Here is an 18192-nt window from a genome sequence, read left to right on the forward strand (position 1 = left end):
CTTTCCTAGCTACTGGGACCACACTTGCCAGATCGGTGTCCAACGTGTTGGATTCAGCGAACCGGACGGCCTGGAGCGTAGATGACGGGGCGATTCTATCATTGCGCATGGTTACGAGCAAATCCCGTACACATTAGCCCTTGCTCCGCTTCCTTTAAGACTTAAGCAATCCCAAGATTGTTTGTTGTACCTGGCCAACTGATCCTCAACATAGGTTTTGTGTCGTCTAAAGAATCGGAGGACTTCGAGCGTCAGACGGGATTTGCGAGAGGAAGAGAGAAGGTAAAAACAGCCCCACAAGGCTCCAGGTTCTGCGCCCAGATATCCCCGCGATGGCGGCCGATGATGTTTTTGCACAGCGCCAGGCCGATGCCGTTGCCGCTGACCTTGGACGAGAAAAACCCGTCGAACAGTTTGTCCTGCTCCAGCGCCTGAATACCGCGTCCGCGATCTTCAACCCGCACCAAGGCAACCTGATCATCACGGCTCGCGTGTATACGCAGCACACGTCGATCTGGCGGTAAATCGGCCATCTCTTCGATGGCATTAAACGCCAGGTTGAGGATGACCTGGCCAATCAGTACTTTCTCGCAACTGATCAGCAACGGTTCGGGGCTGGTGATGATCTCGACCTCGATCCGGCTCGGGTCGGCCCGCAGGCTGATGAAGTATCGGGTTTCACGCAGCAGCTCGTTGAGGTCGATCAGCTCTTCGGATTGCTCCAGCTTGACCACGTATTCACGCACGCTTTTGATAATCACCGACGCGTGCTCGATTTGCCGCACAGCGTTCTGTAAACCCCAGGCCACGCCTTGATCAGTGCCCTGATCCTTGCCCAAACGAATCACCGCGCCTTCAATGAAATTACGCGTGGCCGCCAGCGGCTGACTCAGCTCATGGGCAATGGCCACGGCCATTTCGCCCATGGCGTTGTAGCGGGCCAGGTATTCCAGTTTTTGCTCGCTGACCCGTCGGGCTTTTTCGGCGCGCACCTGTTCGGTGACATCGCGGAACAGCAGTAAGTAGCCGACCAGGTCGTCTTCAATCTCGATGTAGCGGCACGTCGCATGGTGCCAGCGCCATTCACCGTCACGCCGTTGCAGGTGGTAGTGCACGCTGAACGGTGCGTGTTCTGGCTGCTCGCAGGACATCTGTTGCAGCAGGCGCAGGCGTGAAGTTTCGTCGCACCAGTCGAGGAAGTTTTCGCCAATCAGCGGCTGATCTTCGCTGTTGAGCAGTTGCGCGGCGGATGAGCTGATAAAGCGGATATCGCCCTGGGGCCCGAGCACCGCAACGCCTTCGGCCAGGTCCTGCATAAAGGCTTTGAGGCGGCTTTCGAAGCGCTTGAGGTCGCGCTTGACCTTGTCTTCTTTGGAGATGTCGCGGAACTGCACCATCAATACATCGCGACCGTCCAGGTGCACCAGTGTCGCCACCGCTTCCGAGAGGATTTCCACGCCTTGCTTGGAGCGATAACACCACTCGATGGCGCGCTGGCCGGTGCGCGCCGCGCCTTCCAGCCAACGCAGGCCGACCGAGCGTCGGTACTGCGGCGCATTGCGGGTCATGTCCGGGGCCTTGAGCGGCGTCAGTTCTTCCAGGGTAAAGCCCAGCGCCGTCAGGGCGGCGGCGTTGGCCCACAGGATTTCTTTGCTGTGGGCGTCGTGAAGAATGATGCACAACGGCATGGCTTCGATCAGGGCGTAGAAGTCGTTCGGTTTTGGCAGATACATCGCGCAGCCCTTGGCGGCAGAGGGGTCGACTACAGATGAAGTCGAAGTATGGCGTTTTATACCGGCTTGCGCCTGGCGATGCGCTCAGAGGTAACCGGGGGCGGGCTAGGGGTTTTCTTTAGTCGGGGGGCTACACGCCCCAATAGTGGCGAGCGGATACGGTTTTTACACTGAACCCATCAACGGTCGTCCCGCCCCGAGGCAGGCTCCGTCTAATAACAATTCAACGGAGAACACGCCCATGCTGCGTTCAGCTACCGCGCAGAAAGACCCTCTGCCAAGCGTCGACGACACCAGCGTCCATAGCCAGGAATTTCAGCGGGTGCTGGATGAAGTGCGCCAACGTCGCGAAGAATTCGACGCCGGGTCCCACGTGCCACGGGACATGATCGAACGCTTCAAGCAGGTGGGCATCTACCGCGCCGCCACGCCGAAATGCTTCGGTGGTGATGCACTGGCGCCAGCGCTATTCCTGCAGATGATCGAACGTATCTCCGAAGCCGACGGTTCCGCCGGTTGGGTTGCCAGCTTCGGCAGTGCCGGCGTTTACCTCGCCGCTTTGCCGCCAGAAACCCTGGCTGAAATTTACGCCGACAGCCCTGATCTGGTATTCGCCGGTGGCCTGTTCCCGTTGCAGCCTGCTGAAGCGGTCGATGGTGGCTGGCAGGTCAACGGCACCTGGAAATTCGCCAGCGGCTGCAAAGGTGCGGACCTGCTCGGTGTCGGCATCGGCGCGGCCGGTGGCAAGCCTCGTACCGCCGTGTTCCGCGCGGATCAGGTCGACATTATTGAAAACTGGGACGTGGTCGGCCTCAAAGGCACTGGCAGCCACGACCTGCGCGTCACCGACAAACACGTCGAAGAGCGCTGGACGTTCATCCGTGGCGGTGCCGCGACCATCGATGAGCCGCTGTTCCGCTACCCGTCGATTGCCTACGCCGCGCAAGTGCTGGCCGTGGTCAACCTCGGTCTGGCTCGCGCTGCGCTTGATGAAGTGAGCCGCATGGCCGCCGGCAGCGGCATTACCGGCGCACCGAAAATGGCCGACCGCGCTTACGTGCGCATCGAAATCGCCAAGGCCGAAGCGCAACTGGCCGCCGCCCGTGGCTTCTTCTACAACGCGACCGAGCAGGTGTGGAACTCGATCCTGGCCGGCAACCCGGTCACGCCTGAGCAAACCAGCCTGTTGCGTCTGTCTGCGATTCACGTGTCCCAGGCCGGTGCGGCCGTGGTGCAGAGCGCTTACAGCCTCGCCGGCACCACCGCGATCTACCTGCGCCACCCGCTGCAACGCTACCTGCGCGATTCGCTGGTGGTCACCCAGCACGCATTCCTCAGCGAAGGCCTGTACGACGGCGCCGGTTCGGTGTTCCTCGGCGTACCGCCATTCCCTGGCTACATCTGAACCCACTCTTTCAAGGATCAAACCCCATGACCCAGACCACTCAAGAGCCATTGCGCGTCGTCTTCTGCATCGGCATCACCCAGAACTTTTTCGACCTGCCGACCGGCGAAGGCCTGAGCGTGTGGAAAGGCTTCAGCCAGATGATGGGCTCGCTCGGTGCCATGCCCGGCATCACCGTGCTCGGCGCGATGGACGATGACCGCCTGATGGTCGGCCCGTCCACCACTTCGCCGTGGACCGTTTACATCATGGCCGACGTCGACTGCCACCAATCGGTGATCGACGCCTGCAACCTGTTCCGCACCACGCCGGTGAACGAATACAGCCTGTGGCGCTACGCCAAGGTCGAAGCGCGTATCGGTCGCCCACTGACCATTCCTGATGCAGCCAAGGTTTAAGCCATGAACGAGGCCTTGCTGCAGCGGCTTGAAACGCTGGAAGGGGAGAGCCAGGTGCGCCGCTTGATGGCGCGCTACATGGACCTGTGTGATGTGCCGAGGGCGCCGACTTATGTCCGCGAATTGGCTGAGCTGTTCTGCGTCGATGCCATCTGGGAAGGTATCGGCACTCAGACTGCACAGACCTTCGGCCAGCATCACGGACGTGATGCGGTGGCGGCGTTTGTTGGCGGCTACTTGCCGCCCTCGGAGCACTTTCGCCTGAACCTGCATTTCCTCACCAGCGAGTCGATCACGGTCGACGGCAGCAAGGCCCAGGGGCAGTGGATCATGCAGCAGATTTCCACCTACGCCGATGGCCACAGCGAACTGTTTGGCACTCGCCTGAACATCGATTTCCGCTGTGTCGACGGCGTCTGGCTGATCGAGCATTTCCGCACGCAACGCTTGTTCAACACGGGGTTGGGCGCATGAGCACGTTTATCAGCGAATTCTTGATCGGTGGCAGCGGCAAACGGGTCGCGATCAAAGACTCCATCGACATTGCCGGGCATGCGACCCGTTCCGGCAGCCGCGCGTTTGCCGATGCGGCGCCGGCTACCCGCAACGCCGATGTCGTTGACGCAATCCTCGACGCTGGCTGGCAGATAGTTGGCAAGACCAACATGCACGAGTTGGCGTTTGGCGTTACCGGCATCAACGACTGGACCGGCACACCGATCAACCCGCAAGCGCCGGATCGCGTTCCGGGCGGTTCCTCCAGCGGTTCGGCCGCTGCAGTTGCGGGCGGTTTGGCGGACATCGCCATTGGCACTGACACCGGTGGCTCGGTGCGGGTGCCGGCGGCGTGCTGCGGCATTGCCGGGTTGAAACCGACTTACGGCCGCGTCAGCCGGGTCGGTGCGCATCCGGCGGAGTCCAGCCTCGATTGCGTCGGACCGTTCGCCGCCGACATGGCGGACCTGATCGCCGCGATGCAAGTGATCTGCCCTGGTTTTCAGGTTCAAGGTTTGCCGTCAAGCAATGCCTCTGTCGGCTTCCTCGAAGTCGACTGCGATCCGCATTTGCAAGCGAGCCTCGGCGCTGCCGCCGACCGCGCCGGCTGGCGTCGCAGCACTCTACGCCTGAGCGAATTTGAAGCGGCGTTCGCTGCCGGTTTGACCGTGATCAATTTTGAAAACTGGGCGGCGTTCGGCCACCTCACCGGCAAAGGCTTGATCGGTGCGGATGTCGAGCAACGCCTGCTGGCCGCCAGCCGCACCAGCGCCGCCGACCTGGCGCAAGCGGAGAAAGTCCGCGAGCGCTTCAGTCAGCAAGTGGACGCGGCGCTGGAGCAGTTCGCCGTGCTGCTGTTGCCGACGATGCCGAGCCTGCCGCCAACGCTGATCGAAGCCCGCAGCGCGAGCAAAGCCGTGGCCGGCATGACCCCGCTGGTACGCCCTTTCAACCTCAGCGGCCATCCGGCGCTGACGGTGCCGGTGGAACTGGATTGCGGCGGGCTGAAGGTCGGCCTGCAGATTGTCGGCCGTAAAGATCAGGACGAATTGGTTTGCGCCTTTGGTGCGCAGCTGCAACAGAGCATGGCCGGTGAACGGCCTACCCCTAAAAACAAGTCATAAAAAGCCATGAGGAGAACCGCATGAGCACTCATGAATACCGGCTGATCGCATCATCGAAAAGCCCCGACGAACTGGTCAGTCACGACCGCGTCGACGTCTCGCTGTACAACGATCCAGCCCTGTTCGAAGCCGAGCTGGACAAGATTTTCTACCGCACCTGGGTGTGGGTGGCCCACGAAAGCGAAGTGCGCAATAGCGGCGACTTCAAGACCGCCACCATCGGCCGTCGTCCGGTGATCGTTGTTCGCGACAAGAAGAACAACATCAACGTCCTGGAAAACCGCTGCCGCCACCGTGGCGCCACCGTGTGCGAGAAGCACAAAGGCAACGCCACCGGTTTCACCTGCCCGTACCACAGCTGGTCGTATGGCCTGGACGGCAAACTGCGTGCGCTGCCATACCCGGACGGCTACGAAGGCATTCTGGAAAAGTCTGAATTGCCGCTGACCAGCCTGCGCGTGGAAAGCTACGCCGGCATGGTCTTCGCCAGCTACAACGACGAGATTGAACCGCTGGAAGACTTCCTCGGCGGTGCCAAGCACTGGATGGACCTGTTCATGAAGCAGGGCGCCGGTTACCCGATCAAGACCCAGGGCGAGCACAAGTTCAGCTTCAAGGGCAACTGGAAGATCCAGCTGGAAAACACCACCGACGGTTATCACTTCCCGATCGTGCACAAGTCGTTCATGTCGTCGGTGGATGAAGAAACCTCGGAAATGCTCTCGTTCATGACCGACGAACAAGCGGTCACCCACTCCCTGGGCAATGGCCACAGCGTGATGGTGATGGTGCCGGAGCACGTCGATCTCGATCACGACGACGGCACTGAACAGCTGCAAGAGCGCTTCGCCCACGTCACCGAAGAACTGTCGAAAACCATGCCGGCGGATCAAGTGCGCCGCATCGTACGTTCGCTGCACGGCGCCGGGTTCAACCTGAACCTGTTCCCGAACGTGGCGATGTCGATGTCGTTCTTCCGCGTGCTGCGCCCGGTCTCGGTCACCGAAACCGAGATCCGCCATGTCGCCCTCGGCATGGACGGCGGCCCGGAAATCGCCAACCGCGAACGCATGCGCGTTCACGAACACTTCCAGGGCCCGTTCGGTTTCGGCACCCCGGATGATGCCGAGGCGTGGGACCGTGTGCAGCGCGGCTCGTACGCCGGCGTCGACGCGCCAATCCTGGTCAATCGCGGCCTTAATCGCGAAATCACCGCCGAGAACGGCGACAAGGTGTCCCACGCCACCGACGAGGGCGGCATGCGCGGTGCCTATGACATGTGGAAGAGGATGATGAGCCAATGAGCAATCAAGACACCCTGAACGGTTTTTCCGGTCCGTTGGCTCAGGCCATCGAATTCATCTGGCGCGAAGCCGAACTGCTCGACCACAAGAACTATGCCGAATGGGCGACCTTGTGGAGCGAGAACGGCAAGTACATCGTGCCGATCGACCCGGACACCGAAGACTTTGAAGCCACGCTCAACTACGCCTACGACGATGCGCGCATGCGTGACTTGCGCATTGAACGCCTGTCCGCCGGCTTCGCGCCGTCGGCGGTGGACGCGGCAAAAACCGTCCGCACGGTCTCGCGTTTCAGTCTGGTGGAAGCTGCCGGCGACCTCGTTGAAGTCAATTCCGCGCAAGTGCTATATGCCTACAAGCGCGGCGTGCACACGCCATTCGTGGCCGACCTCAACCACCGCATTCGCTTTGTCGACGGTGTGGCGAAGCTGGAACGCAAGGTTGTGCGCCTGATCAACTCCACCGACTGCCTGAACGCGCTCGGCTTCCTGCTGTGAGGGCCACCACCATGAACCGAGTAGCTCTTGTAACCGGCGCTTCGCGTGGTCTCGGCGAATGCATCGCCCGTCGCTTGCACGCGGCGGGCTATCGCGTCGCTCTCGCTGATGTGCGCCTCGATGGCGTGCAACAGTTGGCGGCGGAACTCGATGGCAGCGGCGCGACTGCCGTCGCCATCGAGCTGGATGTGCGTAACAAGGCCGATTTTGTCCGGGCCCGCGACCTGCTCGCCGAGCGTTGGGGCGGTACCGACATTCTGGTGAACAATGCCGGCCAATCGAAAGTGGCGGCGCTGATGGACATCACGCCCGAGGAGTTCGACGAGTCGATGGCGATCAACCTGCGCGGCACGTTCGTCGCCTGCCAGGTGTTCGGCGCGCACTTTGCCGAGCGCGGCTTTGGTCGCATCGTCAACATCGCCTCGCTCGCCGGCCAGAACGGCGGCACGGCCACCGGCGCGCACTACGCGGCGGCCAAGGGCGGCGTGGCGACGCTGACCAAGGTCTTCGCCCGTGAACTGGCGCCGCAAGGCGTGACGGTCAACAGCATCTCGCCGGGTCCGCTGGACTTGCCGATCGTGCGCGAAACCGTGGCCCCGGAGCGTCTGGAGCAGATTCTGAAGATGATCCCGGCCGGCACCCTCGGCGCCCCGGAGTACATCGCCGACAGCGTGTTGCTGCTGATCGCCGAACACGCCGCCTCGGTGACGGGCGCGTGCTGGGACATCAACGGCGGGTTGTTCATGCGCTGAAAAAAAGCGTTCAACGCAGCTCATGTAGCAGCTGTCGAGCAGCGCGAGGCTGCGTTCGAATGCAAAGCAGTCGTGAAATCAGACACTGCGGTCCTCCAGGAGGACCGCGTATTCAGGATTGACGGCTGCTACGCAGCCGAACGCAGCCTCGCGCTGCTCGACAGCTGCTACAGGCTGCTCATTTAACAAAATCAACCGTATTTCAGGTGATGCAATGATGAAAGTGAGGATCGAAAGGATCGTCGACGAAGCGCTGGATATCCGTTCCTTTCGCCTCGTGCGCAGTGACGGTCAGCCGCTCGACAGTTATGAACCGGGAGCGCATGTCGACCTGACCGGGCCGACCGGCGTGACCCGCCAGTATTCGCTGTGCAGTCCGCCGCAGGATCGCCGCGCCTATCTGGTGGCGGTGAAGAAAGAAGCGCAGTCGCGCGGTGGTTCGCTGGCACTGCATGAGCAGGTGGAAGAGGGCATGGAGCTGGAGATGGGTGCCCCGCGCAACCTGTTTCGCCTCGACCCGAGCGCCAGCGAACATGTGCTGTTCGCCGCCGGCATCGGCGTCACGCCGCTGCTGAGCATGGCCTATCGACTGGCGGAAAGTGGCCAGCCGTATCGCTTGCATTACTTCGCTCGTTCGCCGGAGTACGCGGCTTTTTCCGAACTGTTGGCGACGACCTTTGCCGATCATGTGCAGTTCCATTACGGTGTCGAGCCGGCTGACATGGACGCGGCATTGACCCAAAGCCTGGATCAGGCCGGCAGCGCCGCCCACGTCTACACCTGCGGTCCCGCGCCGTTCATGAACAAAGTGGTCGAAGTGGCCGCCCGCAGCCGCAGTGAAGACGCGATTCACCTGGAGCATTTCCAGGCCGATCCCGCCGCCAATGCTGGCCCGAGTGGTGGTTTTGAAGTGGAACTGTCCAGCTCCGGCGTGGTGCTTCAGGTCCCGGCCAATACCAGTCTGGTCGACGTGCTACAGGCCCACGGCTGCGACATCGACACTGAATGCCGTGAAGGCATCTGCGGCACCTGCATCGTCGACGTACTGGACGGGGTTCCGGAACACCGCGACAACTGTTTGTCGAACAAAGAGAAGGCGGGCAACAAGCAAATTTGCGCCTGCGTTTCGCGAGCGCTTTCCGCTCGTCTGGTATTGGACCTTTAACTGGTAAAACCCCTGGAAACATTGCGTGGGAGTCGATTAAATCGGCGCCCCACGACCGTCTAAGGAGGCGACGGTCACTACCCGCTATTCATCGAACCGCTCGGCGAAGCGGTCGAAAAATAACAATAAAACTGACGTGAGGCCCTGCGGTCATGAGTACTACTTCGACGGTGCGCAACACTGCATTCGAAAGTTGGTTAAGCCAGGTCAATCAGGCCTGTGGGCGCTTCGATGCCCGCGCATTGGACGCGAATTTTTACGGTGAACTGGCAGAATTTCGCAACGGCGCGATCAACCTCAGTGTGGTCGACATGGCCCATGTGCATCTGTATCGCACCAGCAAAGACGTCAGCACCAGCAGCGACGGCCACTACTACGCGGTGTTTCAACTGCGCGGCAGTTCGCAACTCGAACAGGGCGACAACCGCGCCCAGCTGGGCTGTGGTGACATCGCGCTGATCGACGCCTGCCGTCCCAGTGACATGACCTATAACGAAGATTCCCGCCAGTTGTCGCTGATCCTGCCGCGTCAGGTGGTACAGCGCGGTTCGCACTTCAACGCCGTCAACTGCGCCACGCGCATTGCGGCCAGCACACCGTTGGCCACCCTCGCCAACCACATGGTGCTGGAGACCCAGCGTCAGGAAGGGCTGGAGATGCAGGAAAGCGAAGCCGTGCTCGACGCCTTGGTCAGTCTGTTGTTGCCGGGGATCAGCGCGCGCGATGCCGGGGTGGATGCCCACGAGCGGCAATTTCGCAAAACCATCGCCTACATCGACGAGCACATCAGTGACGAAGAGCTGTGCCCCGAGCTGATTGCCCGAGAGGTGGGCATGTCGGTGCGCGGTCTGTACCGGATGTTTTCCAAGCGTGGCCTGGTGGTGGCGCAATACATCAAGCATCGTCGCCTGGACTTCTGCGCCGAAAACCTGCGCCGCTGCGACGTCGAGCAGAAGCTCTCGGCCCTGTGCTACGCCTGGGGGTTCTCGGATTCCAGCTACTTTTCCTCGGCGTTCAAATCACGCTTCGGCGTGTCGCCGGGTGAGTACCGCAAGCGCTATAGCCACTGACCGAGTCATCGTTCTTCGCGAGCAGGCTCGCTCCCACATTAGTCCTGCGTACACAGTTCCAGTGTGGGAGCGAGCCTGCTCGCGAAGGCGGCCTGATGACCGCCGAAGATTAAGGTTCAGTGCCGCGCCGGCTCATCCACCGGCAAATGCAACACCTCGCGCACCAGCATGGCAATGCTGCTCACGCCCATCTTTTCCTTGATCTTGGTCCGGTGCACATCAACGGTTTTCACGCTGATGTTCAGCTCGCGAGCAATGACCTTGCTGGCCTTGCCATCGATCACCAGCATCAACACTTCCCGTTCCCGGCTGGTCAGCAGCGCGAGCTTGCCTTGCAGGTTCTGGCGTTGCTGCTGATCGGCCTGGGCATGCACGGCGGTCTTCAGCGCGGCCTGAATGCGGTCGATCATCTGCTGTGGGTTGTAGGGCTTCTCGACGAAATCCAGCGCACCGTTCTTCATCGCCGTCACCGACATCGGAATGTCGCCATGGGCCGAGACGAAAATCGTCGGCAGGGTGCTGCCGCGCTGGTTGAGGATTTCCTGCAACTGAAAGCCGCTGGTTTCCGGCATGCGCACGTCCAGCACCAGACACGCCGGCTGCTTGGGGTCGTACTGGCTCAGGAACTCTTCAGCACCGGCAAAGCATTGCGCCTGCACACTGACCGACTCCAGCAACCAGGCGAGCGAGGTGCGCAGGTCTTTGTCGTCATCAACGATATAAACAATCGGTTTGCGCGTTTCCATCAGGGACTGCCACGAGAAATTCTATTTATTGTTATCGCACGCGTGCACGCTGCGGCGGACTTGCGCCTTTGGTGGCGCCTCAATGCAGGATACCCACTGCGAAGGGCCCTGACGATAAAGAAACCACCTAGTCGACTAGCGGAAAGCCCACCTCGGCATGGGGATCGTCAGAATGGCTGCGCGCCGCGCCGGGCCTTAGTCTTGTTCCATCACCAAGGGCCGCGCAACGACGGTCCTCCTGAAGGAAGGGGCATCGAAATGGCCGACCTGAGCCAGCAGCAAATCGACTTTCGCAACGCCATGGCGCAGCTGCCTGCCGCGGTGAACATCATCACCACCAACGGCCCCGGCGGACAATGCGGCATCACCGCCAGCGCCGTGTGCTCGGTCACCGACTCGCCACCCACCGTGCTGGTCTGTGTAAACCGCAACAGCGCCACCCACGATGTGTTCCGCACCAACGGCCATCTGTGCGTGAACGTTCTGTGCGGCGAACAAGAAGACCTGGCCCGCCACTTCGCCGGCATGACCAAAGTGTCGATGGCCGAACGTTTTGCCTGGGACCTGTGGGACGAAGGCGACACCGGCGTGCCGTTGCTGCGCGATGCACTGGTGCAGCTGGAAGGGCGGATCACCGAGTGCAAGGAAGTCGGGTCGCATTCGGTGATGTTCGTTGAGTTGTCGAATGTCGGTGTGCGCGCGGAGAGGGATAGCCTGGTGTATTTCAACCGGTTGTTTCATCGGCTTGAGCATGCGGGTGCGCATTGCTGAAGCACCGCGATGGCGGTCTCAAATTCGAGCACATGTTTAAAGGTGTTTAAGGATGCTTCCTGAAAGCTACAACGCCTTGCGCCATTACCTACGACTACGCCAGAATCCGCCGGCTTGTGCGCTTTGGATGCCCTCGGTAACTTGATTCCCGTCACTGATTCCCAGTGATCGGGTTTAGTAGCCCGAGGGTTTGAAGGCTGCACAAGTGTCTGTCAAACAGGTATTCCAATGCCTGTATCTGATGGTGGCTGTGCGCAGGGCGTCCTCGGACGCGCCGGCTTTGCCTTCGTTCCCCGGTCTACTAACCTGCGTACAGCCGCCACCCCTCGTATTAGTAGCGAGGCGTGGCTGCCCATTCAGGAACGAATGAATATGTTCAAAGTAACGCCAAATCCGCCAGACACAGATCCGGCATCCCCCTACGAATCACTCGATTCAAAAAAACTCCACGACGCCGCCGAGCGCGCCCTCGATCATTACCTAAACCCCGGCGTCATCAAATCCCCGGCTACCCGCAAGCCCAGCACGATGTTCATGCTCGCACCGGATATCCGGGACGAAGACCTCTTGGCCCACACCTGTGAGTCCTGGCCCAGGCCACTGTCATGGCCAGTGATTTTGCGGGGTATCTGGAAGGGCCGCATCGGCATACGGCCATGGCGATCCAGCAGATCATCATGCTCGCGGAACTGGCGGCGAACCGGATGCTGGATAACGTTGAGGTGCCGAAGTAATACCGAAGCACCGCGTCATCGTTCATCGCGAGCAGGCTCACTCCCACATTGGACCGCGTTCGTCCAGACAACCCGGTCAAACTGTGGGAGCGAGCCTGCTCGCGAAAGCGGAATTTCAAGCAACACTAGTTTCAGATCCGAAAACTACCGACAAGCCGATTCAACCGATCCGCCTGCCGCTCCAGCTCAGTACAAGCCCGCAACGTCGATTGCAGATTCTCCACCCCCTGCTGATTCAGGGTGTTGATCTCGGTGATGTCGACATTCAACGCCTCAACCACCGACGTCTGCTCTTCAGTTGCCGCAGCCACCGACTGATTCACGTTGTCGATCTCGCCAATCCGCTGGGTCACGCTGCTTAGGCGTTTACCGGCCAGATTGGCTATGCTCACGCTTTCTTCGCTGTGTTGCTGGCTTTCGGTCATGGTGGTCACCGATTCGCGCGCGCCGATTTGCAGTTCTTCGATCATCTGCTGAATCTCCGCCGCCGACGTTTGCGTGCGTCCGGCGAGGCTGCGTACTTCATCGGCGACCACTGCAAACCCACGGCCTGCTTCACCGGCGCGGGCGGCTTCGATGGCGGCGTTGAGCGCCAGCAGGTTGGTCTGCTGCGAGATGCCCTTGATCACTTCGAGGATGTGCCCGATGTTGACGGTTTTGCCGTTGAGCACTTCGATGTTGGCGCACGAGGTGCTGATTTTGCCGGACAGTTCGTTCATCACCTGGATCGTGCGCTCCACCACTTGGCGACCATCCTCCGCTTGTTGCCGCGCGGCCGTAGCCTGTTGTGAAGCATCGCAAGCGTTATGCGCGATTTCCTGGGCGGCGGCGCCCAGTTGGTTGATCGCGGCGGCGACGCTGTGGGTGCGGGTCGATTGTTCGCCGAAGTTGCTCATCGACGAATTGGAGGCGAGCAACACGCGCTTGGCACCTTCGTTGACGCCGAGCGCCGCTGAAGACACTTCGCGGATCGAATGATGAATGCGCTCGACAAAACGGTTGAACGCGGTCGCCAATTGGCCGATTTCATCCCGCGACTGCACCGCCAGGCGTCGGGTCAAATCGCCTTCGCCTAGTGAAATATCCTCCATCACCCGCGTGAGCATTTGCAGCGGCCGGGTAATGCGAAATGCCGCGTACCAGATCAGCATCAACCCGAGCAGGGCCGAGCCACCACCCAATAGCAACTCTAGCGCGGTGCTTTTAACCCCTTGTGCATTGAGTTCGTTTTGCAGCGTGGTCACCGGTGCCAGCAGCACGTCTTGCGGCACGCCGACCAGTACGCCCCACGGTGCAGAACCGGCAATCGGTGCCAGTGGTTCGAGGACGTTGATCTGCTGCTGATCGACAAACACCTTCGCTTGGCCCTGGCGCAAGGCGTCCATGACCGCAGCATTTTCCAGTGCCTGCCCGAGGCGGCTAACGTCCTGGCTGTTAGCGGAGATCACCCCGCGCGGGCTGACGATGCTGATCTGCCCATGGCCATCGAACAGCTGATGGGCGCTGGTTTCGCTGTTGTGTTGCAGGGCGGCGAGGTTGATGTCGAGGCCGACCACGGCGATGACTTTGCCGTTGTCCATCAACGGGAACGCGATGCTGGTCACCAGTTTTCGACTGCCCGAGGCCTCATCGAAATAGGGCTCCAGCACGCAAGCTTGCCGGGTATCGCGAGCGCAGGTGTAGAAGGCGTTGTACGGCGCGCCGCTGGGGCCGGGGGAGGTGTTGGCGAGCAGTGCTTCGTCGCCGATCACTGCTTGCAGTTCGCCGGGTTTGCTTTGCACCCAGTACAGGGAAAAGCGGCCGGTCTCGTTGCTGCCCATGGCTGCCTGGTTAGCGAAACCGCTGTCGGCACCATCGAGGGCGTCGGGTTCGAAAATGACATAAAGCCCGAGCAGGTCGGGCTTGTCGATCAGGGCCTGGTGAAGCTGGGTGCTCAGCTCTTGGCGCAATTGCGGGCGGGTCAGATGACCCTGCTGTTGCAGCTGGCGCAGGTAAAGCAAATACCGCGACAACCCTTGGCCGTATTCGTGAGTCTGCATGAAGGTGCGTTGCACCTGCATCGCCTGCACGGTGCCCAGCGCTTGCATGTGTTCCTTGGCGGCGTTGGCGAGCATGTCGCTGCTGGCTTGGGCGACTTGTTGGCTGCTTTGATGGGTTTGATACAGCGACAACCCCATCAGCAAGCTCACCACCAACAGCAGGCAGAGACCGGCGAGCAGGGCGATCTTGCTCTGAATCGACAGAGATTTTGAATGCATTGGAAACTCCGTTTCCGTTGAAGGCAGAAGACGCCTCAACCGGGTCCCTGTAGCAGCTGGCGAAGCCTGCGTCCGGCTGCGAAGCAGTCGTGAAATCAGTACACGCGGTAAATCAGGAAGACCGCGTATTCAGGTTTTACGACTGCTTCGCAGCCGGACGCAGGCTTCGCCAGCTGCTACAGGGGCTGCGTCGGCTTACGGACTTAGAACGTGGTGGCAAACACCACTTGGCTGTAGAGGTTGTTGTCGTTGTTGCCTAACTGGGTGCCACCCTGGGCGGCGCTCTTGTCCGGGCTGTACAGACCGAGCAGCGGCATGATGGTCAGGTGATCGTTGACGTGCCATTCGGCGTACAAGTCAACCTCTTGGCCATCGGTGTTGCCCAGGTTGCGGTCGATGGTGTCGAAGTTGAAATACAACACGCCGACATTGAGGTTTTCCAGTGGCGAGACTTTCAGCGAGACGTTCTGGATACGTGAGTTGGTGTTGAACGGGCCGGCGTAGTTACCGGCGACTTCACCCTGGAACCAGGTGCCATAACCGCGACTGAAGCCGTAGAACAACGTGTCGTAATTTTCCGAGAAACGGCTGTAGCGGTAGCCGACATAAGGTGTCCAGATCGACTCGGAGAAGGTCCAGCCGGCTTCCAGGTACCAGGCGTCTTCGCTGCTGGTGTTCGGTTTATCTTCTTTGGCGTATTCACCGGACAGGAACAGGTCTTTCACCCCGGCGTTGCCCGTGGCGCGCAAGCTGTAGGTCTTCATGCCATCGCGTTCAAGCTGCAACGGTGAGGCGTACTGCTCGTCGACCTCGTTGGTGTCGATGTAGGTCAGACCGACTGTGCCGGCGTCGGCGACGTGTTCCAGGGTGCCGACGTACATTTCGGTTTTGGCCTGGGCGCGGTTATCCGACTTCAGCCACATCAGGTCGCTGCGCCAGCCTTGCTTGCCACCGAGGCGCAACACGGCGGTTTCGTCGAAGGCTTTACGGGCGGCGAGGTAGTAGGCGCCGCCACGATTGAACTCGCCGTCGGCCAGGCCTTTGCCCAGGTTCAGCGCATCGCCATCGATCAGGAAACCGTCGCCGACCACGATGTTCTGGCGACCGAAGGACAGGTCGACACCGTCCTCACCCATCGCTTCAAACAGCTTGCCCGAGCGCCAGCCCAGGTAAGCGTCTTCGAACTTGGTGGTGCGTTCCGTACCGTCGGTGAAACCGGCGGCATCGCCGTCGCCCCAAGTGCCGGAGCTGAGCATATTGCCGGCGCCGTAAGCGGTGCCGAAGCCGGCCAGGCCTGTGTCGAAGCTCAGGCCGTATTTGATGTAACCCTCGCGCCACGACGAGGAACCTTCGTCGAGACGGCCGGACAACGCGTAGTTTTCCTGGCTGTGGAACATGCCGAAGACCGCTTCCAGCGTGGCGTTCAGGTGAGTGTCGTCATTGGCATAGAGTTCGTAGGCATTGGCCTGGGCGGCACTGATCAGCAGCGCGAGCGTCGAGAGACGAAGCAAGGGGGACTTGAGCATGGTGTGGCATCCATTCTTGTTCATGACCACAGGGTTGAGGTCTTTCTCGATACTAAGGCCCGGAACTTTTTCGCCCTTTTGTGTGGTTGCCAAAGAGTTGCCTGTGCTTGCCAAAATGTCCGGTTTGGCAGCCCAGCCAACACGACTGGCACGCAGGGCAAAACCTGCGCATCACTGACCGCTGACAATCCGTCTCAACCCTGCTGTTGCTTCCCTTCACGGATTCTCAAGGTCGCCTGCTTATGTTCACTTCACAGAAGTTCTCCCTCTTTGGTTTGCTGACCTTGGCGCTGGCACAAACCGTAGTCGCCGCCGAATGCACACCGGACCAGGGCCACGGCGCCCAGGTGTTCGCCAATGAATGCGGGGTGTGTCACTCGGTGAGCAAAGACATGGCCGGCATGATGGGGCCGAGCCTTGCGGGCGTGGTCGGGCGCAAGTCCGGCTCGCTCGAAGGCTTCAGCTACTCCCAGGCGATGCGCAGCAAAGACGTGACCTGGCAAGCTGAAACCATCAGCCAACTGATCACCCAACCCCAGGCCTATGTGCCCGGGACCTACATGCCCTACATGGGGCTGGCCTCCGCCGATGACCGCCAAGCGGTCGTTTGCTATCTCAAAGAACAACGCTAATCAGCCGGACTTCCAGGTTGAACCCCACGTTTGAATGACAGGTGAATTATGAGCAACGTTGAAATTCTGCCGCAGGTTGCTGCCTTCCTTGAGCGCCGCCATGGCTGCTTTATCGATGGTCAATGGGTGTTGGCGGATGGTCCGACCATTTCCGTGGTCAACCCGGCCACCGGGCAAACCCTTTGCGAAACCCTGGACGCGCCGCTGGACGTGGTCGAGCGCGCCGTGCAGTCGTCCCATGCCGCGTTCAAATCCGGTGTGTGGTCCGGTTTGCGTCCGGCCGACCGCGAACGCATTCTGCTGAACTTCACTGCACTGGTTGAGGCGCACGCCGAAGAACTGGCGCAGCTGGAAACCCTGAGCCAGGGCAAGTCGATCAACATGGCCCGCGCTCTGGACTTGAACGCCACCGTGGAATTCATGCGCTACATGTCCGGCTGGGCGACCAAGATCGAAGGCCAGACCTTCGACGTGTCGATCCCGCTGCCGCCGGGCGCCAAGTTCACCGCCTTCACCAAGCGTGAGCCGGTGGGCGTGGTGGTCGGGATTGTGCCGTGGAATTTCCCGCTGCTGATCGCTGCCTGGAAACTGATGCCGGCACTGGCCACCGGCTGCACCGTGATCATCAAACCGGCGATGGAAACCCCGCTGACCGCCATGCGTCTGGCTGAGCTGGCGCTGGAAGCGGGCATTCCGGCTGGCGTGTTTAACGTCGTCACCGGTGGCGGCGCCTCGGTCGGTGGCGTGCTGACAGCGCACCCGTTGGTAAGCAAAGTGTCGTTCACCGGCTCCACTGCCGTGGGCAAAAGTGTCGGCGTGGCGTGCATGGAAAACATGACGCGCTTCTCGCTGGAACTGGGCGGCAAAAACCCGATGATCGTGCTCGCCGATGCTGACATCGAAAAAGCCGTTCAAGGTGCGATCCTCGGCGGCCTGCTGAACAACGGCCAGGTCTGCGCGGCGGCTTCGCGCTTCTATGTGCATCGCTCGATCCACGATCAATTCGTCGAAGCACTCGCCGCTGCGGTCTCCGCCATGCCAATCGGTGCCGGGATGAACTGCAATGCCGCGATCAACCCGCTGGTGTCACGCAAGCAACAGCAAAGCGTGCTCAAGCACATCGAACTGGCTCGCCGCGAAGGCGCGCGTGTGGTGTCGGGCGGTGAGTTGGTGGAAGGCGAGGGCTTCTACGTGCAGCCGACCATTCTGGCCGACATCGACCACAGCATGGCCGTGGCCCGTGAAGAAGTGTTCGGCCCGGTGCTGGGCGTGATGCCGTTCGATGACGAAGACGCTGTGATCGCGCTGGCCAACGACAACCGCTACGGCCTGGCCGCCAGCCTGTGGACCAATGACCTGGGCAAAGCCATGAACCTGGTGCCGCGCATCGAGGCCGGTACGGTGTGGGTCAACGCTCACGTGCTGCTCGACCCGGCGATGCCGTTTGGTGGCGTCAAGCAATCGGGCATGGGCCGTGAGTTCGGTCGCGCAGTGATCGAGGCGTACACCGAGCTGAAATCGGTGTGCATCGCGCACTGATTGGATGAATCAAAACGGCCCCTGCAACGGGGGCCGTTGGCTT

The 18192-nt window shown here is 60.8% G+C and carries 16 protein-coding genes and 2 pseudogenes; 13 read left to right on the forward strand and 5 right to left on the reverse strand.

Annotation, left to right across the window (positions count from 1 at the left end; translation table 11 throughout):
• Positions 1–251: 251 nt before the first annotated feature.
• Positions 252–1733 carry an ATP-binding protein gene (locus J2Y56_RS13185; protein WP_007945351.1) on the reverse strand — a complete coding sequence of 494 codons (1482 nt, stop codon included), beginning with the start codon at positions 1731–1733 and terminating at the stop codon, positions 252–254.
• 241 nt (positions 1734–1974) lie between these two features.
• Here J2Y56_RS13185 and J2Y56_RS13190 point away from each other — a divergent pair, with 241 nt between their 5' ends.
• The 9 genes from J2Y56_RS13190 to feaR all read left to right on the forward strand — a co-directional run bounded on the left by J2Y56_RS13190 (position 1975) and on the right by feaR (position 9943).
• Positions 1975–3138 carry an acyl-CoA dehydrogenase family protein gene (locus J2Y56_RS13190; protein WP_007945349.1) on the forward strand — a complete coding sequence of 388 codons (1164 nt, stop codon included), beginning with the start codon at positions 1975–1977 and terminating at the stop codon, positions 3136–3138.
• 26 nt (positions 3139–3164) lie between these two features.
• Complete coding sequence (locus tag J2Y56_RS13195) at positions 3165–3536, forward strand: hypothetical protein (protein WP_007945348.1); 372 nt, start codon at positions 3165–3167, stop codon at positions 3534–3536.
• Positions 3537–3539: 3 nt separating this feature from the next.
• On the forward strand, positions 3540–4010 hold the full coding sequence (locus tag J2Y56_RS13200) for a nuclear transport factor 2 family protein (RefSeq protein WP_007945347.1): 471 nt from the start codon (positions 3540–3542) through the stop codon (positions 4008–4010).
• Positions 4007–5155 carry an amidase gene (locus J2Y56_RS13205; protein ID WP_007945346.1) on the forward strand — a complete coding sequence of 383 codons (1149 nt, stop codon included), beginning with the start codon at positions 4007–4009 and terminating at the stop codon, positions 5153–5155. Before J2Y56_RS13200 ends, J2Y56_RS13205 begins: the two co-directional genes overlap by 4 nt.
• A 20-nt stretch (positions 5156–5175) precedes the next feature.
• On the forward strand, positions 5176–6459 hold the full coding sequence (locus tag J2Y56_RS13210) for a Rieske 2Fe-2S domain-containing protein (protein WP_007945343.1): 1284 nt from the start codon (positions 5176–5178) through the stop codon (positions 6457–6459).
• Entirely contained in the window at positions 6456–6956 is a 501-nt protein-coding gene (locus J2Y56_RS13215) for an aromatic-ring-hydroxylating dioxygenase subunit beta (RefSeq protein ID WP_007945341.1), read from the forward strand. Before J2Y56_RS13210 ends, J2Y56_RS13215 begins: the two co-directional genes overlap by 4 nt.
• Positions 6957–6967: 11 nt before the next feature.
• Entirely contained in the window at positions 6968–7708 is a 741-nt protein-coding gene (locus J2Y56_RS13220; RefSeq protein ID WP_310335076.1) for an SDR family oxidoreductase, read from the forward strand.
• Between the two features lie 214 nt (positions 7709–7922).
• Entirely contained in the window at positions 7923–8873 is a 951-nt protein-coding gene (locus tag J2Y56_RS13225) for a PDR/VanB family oxidoreductase (RefSeq protein WP_007945339.1), read from the forward strand.
• 152 nt (positions 8874–9025) lie between these two features.
• Positions 9026–9943: a transcriptional regulator FeaR gene (feaR, locus tag J2Y56_RS13230; RefSeq protein ID WP_007945337.1), complete on the forward strand. Its 918-nt coding sequence runs from the start codon at positions 9026–9028 to the stop codon at positions 9941–9943.
• Positions 9944–10059: 116 nt separating this feature from the next.
• Here the strand turns inward: feaR and J2Y56_RS13235 are convergent, their stop codons facing one another.
• Positions 10060–10689, reverse strand: a complete 630-nt coding sequence (locus J2Y56_RS13235) for a response regulator transcription factor (protein ID WP_007945336.1) — start codon at positions 10687–10689, stop codon at positions 10060–10062.
• Positions 10690–10947: 258 nt separating this feature from the next.
• Between J2Y56_RS13235 and hpaC the strand changes: the two genes are divergently transcribed.
• Positions 10948–11460: a 4-hydroxyphenylacetate 3-monooxygenase, reductase component gene (gene hpaC, locus J2Y56_RS13240; RefSeq protein ID WP_007945335.1), complete on the forward strand. Its 513-nt coding sequence runs from the start codon at positions 10948–10950 to the stop codon at positions 11458–11460.
• A 372-nt stretch (positions 11461–11832) separates the two neighbouring features.
• Positions 11833–12194 (forward strand): annotated as a pseudogene (locus tag J2Y56_RS13245) (DUF6124 family protein).
• Between the two features lie 131 nt (positions 12195–12325).
• Here J2Y56_RS13245 and J2Y56_RS28450 read toward each other — a convergent pair.
• The 3 genes and pseudogenes from J2Y56_RS28450 to J2Y56_RS13255 all read right to left on the reverse strand — a co-directional run bounded on the left by J2Y56_RS28450 (position 12326) and on the right by J2Y56_RS13255 (position 15978).
• Positions 12326–13090, reverse strand: a complete 765-nt coding sequence (locus J2Y56_RS28450; RefSeq protein ID WP_405046855.1) for a methyl-accepting chemotaxis protein — start codon at positions 13088–13090, stop codon at positions 12326–12328.
• Between the two features lie 93 nt (positions 13091–13183).
• Positions 13184–14452 (reverse strand): annotated as a pseudogene (locus tag J2Y56_RS28455) (HAMP domain-containing protein); the annotation flags it as partial.
• Between the two features lie 203 nt (positions 14453–14655).
• Entirely contained in the window at positions 14656–15978 is a 1323-nt protein-coding gene (locus J2Y56_RS13255) for a hypothetical protein (protein WP_007945330.1), read from the reverse strand.
• A gap of 242 nt (positions 15979–16220) precedes the next feature.
• On the opposite strand from J2Y56_RS13255, the gene J2Y56_RS13260 reads away from it, so the two are divergent.
• Positions 16221–16610 (forward strand): cytochrome c family protein, encoded by a 390-nt coding sequence (locus J2Y56_RS13260; protein ID WP_007945329.1) that lies wholly within the window; start codon positions 16221–16223, stop codon positions 16608–16610.
• Positions 16611–16658: 48 nt separating this feature from the next.
• On the forward strand, positions 16659–18149 hold the full coding sequence (locus tag J2Y56_RS13265; protein WP_007945328.1) for an aldehyde dehydrogenase family protein: 1491 nt from the start codon (positions 16659–16661) through the stop codon (positions 18147–18149).
• Positions 18150–18192 lie beyond the last annotated feature (43 nt).

The organism is Pseudomonas sp. BE134 (assembly GCF_031456105.1).
In the GTDB taxonomy this organism is placed as follows: domain Bacteria; phylum Pseudomonadota; class Gammaproteobacteria; order Pseudomonadales; family Pseudomonadaceae; genus Aquipseudomonas.

Coding starts and splice junctions, on each gene's coding strand:
- J2Y56_RS13210 (WP_007945343.1), top strand. CDS start 5,176: ATGAGCACTCATGAATACCGGCTGATCGCATCATCGAAAAGCCCCGAC.
- J2Y56_RS13255 (WP_007945330.1), bottom strand. CDS start 15,978: ATGCTCAAGTCCCCCTTGCTTCGTCTCTCGACGCTCGCGCTGCTGATC.
- J2Y56_RS13200 (WP_007945347.1), top strand. CDS start 3,540: ATGAACGAGGCCTTGCTGCAGCGGCTTGAAACGCTGGAAGGGGAGAGC.
- feaR (WP_007945337.1), top strand. CDS start 9,026: ATGAGTACTACTTCGACGGTGCGCAACACTGCATTCGAAAGTTGGTTA.
- J2Y56_RS13215 (WP_007945341.1), top strand. CDS start 6,456: ATGAGCAATCAAGACACCCTGAACGGTTTTTCCGGTCCGTTGGCTCAG.
- J2Y56_RS13235 (WP_007945336.1), bottom strand. CDS start 10,689: ATGGAAACGCGCAAACCGATTGTTTATATCGTTGATGACGACAAAGAC.
- J2Y56_RS13195 (WP_007945348.1), top strand. CDS start 3,165: ATGACCCAGACCACTCAAGAGCCATTGCGCGTCGTCTTCTGCATCGGC.
- J2Y56_RS13220 (WP_310335076.1), top strand. CDS start 6,968: ATGAACCGAGTAGCTCTTGTAACCGGCGCTTCGCGTGGTCTCGGCGAA.
- J2Y56_RS13185 (WP_007945351.1), bottom strand. CDS start 1,733: ATGTATCTGCCAAAACCGAACGACTTCTACGCCCTGATCGAAGCCATG.
- J2Y56_RS28450 (WP_405046855.1), bottom strand. CDS start 13,090: ATGAGCAACTTCGGCGAACAATCGACCCGCACCCACAGCGTCGCCGCC.
- J2Y56_RS13265 (WP_007945328.1), top strand. CDS start 16,659: ATGAGCAACGTTGAAATTCTGCCGCAGGTTGCTGCCTTCCTTGAGCGC.
- J2Y56_RS13190 (WP_007945349.1), top strand. CDS start 1,975: ATGCTGCGTTCAGCTACCGCGCAGAAAGACCCTCTGCCAAGCGTCGAC.
- J2Y56_RS13225 (WP_007945339.1), top strand. CDS start 7,923: ATGATGAAAGTGAGGATCGAAAGGATCGTCGACGAAGCGCTGGATATC.
- J2Y56_RS13260 (WP_007945329.1), top strand. CDS start 16,221: ATGTTCACTTCACAGAAGTTCTCCCTCTTTGGTTTGCTGACCTTGGCG.
- J2Y56_RS13205 (WP_007945346.1), top strand. CDS start 4,007: ATGAGCACGTTTATCAGCGAATTCTTGATCGGTGGCAGCGGCAAACGG.
- hpaC (WP_007945335.1), top strand. CDS start 10,948: ATGGCCGACCTGAGCCAGCAGCAAATCGACTTTCGCAACGCCATGGCG.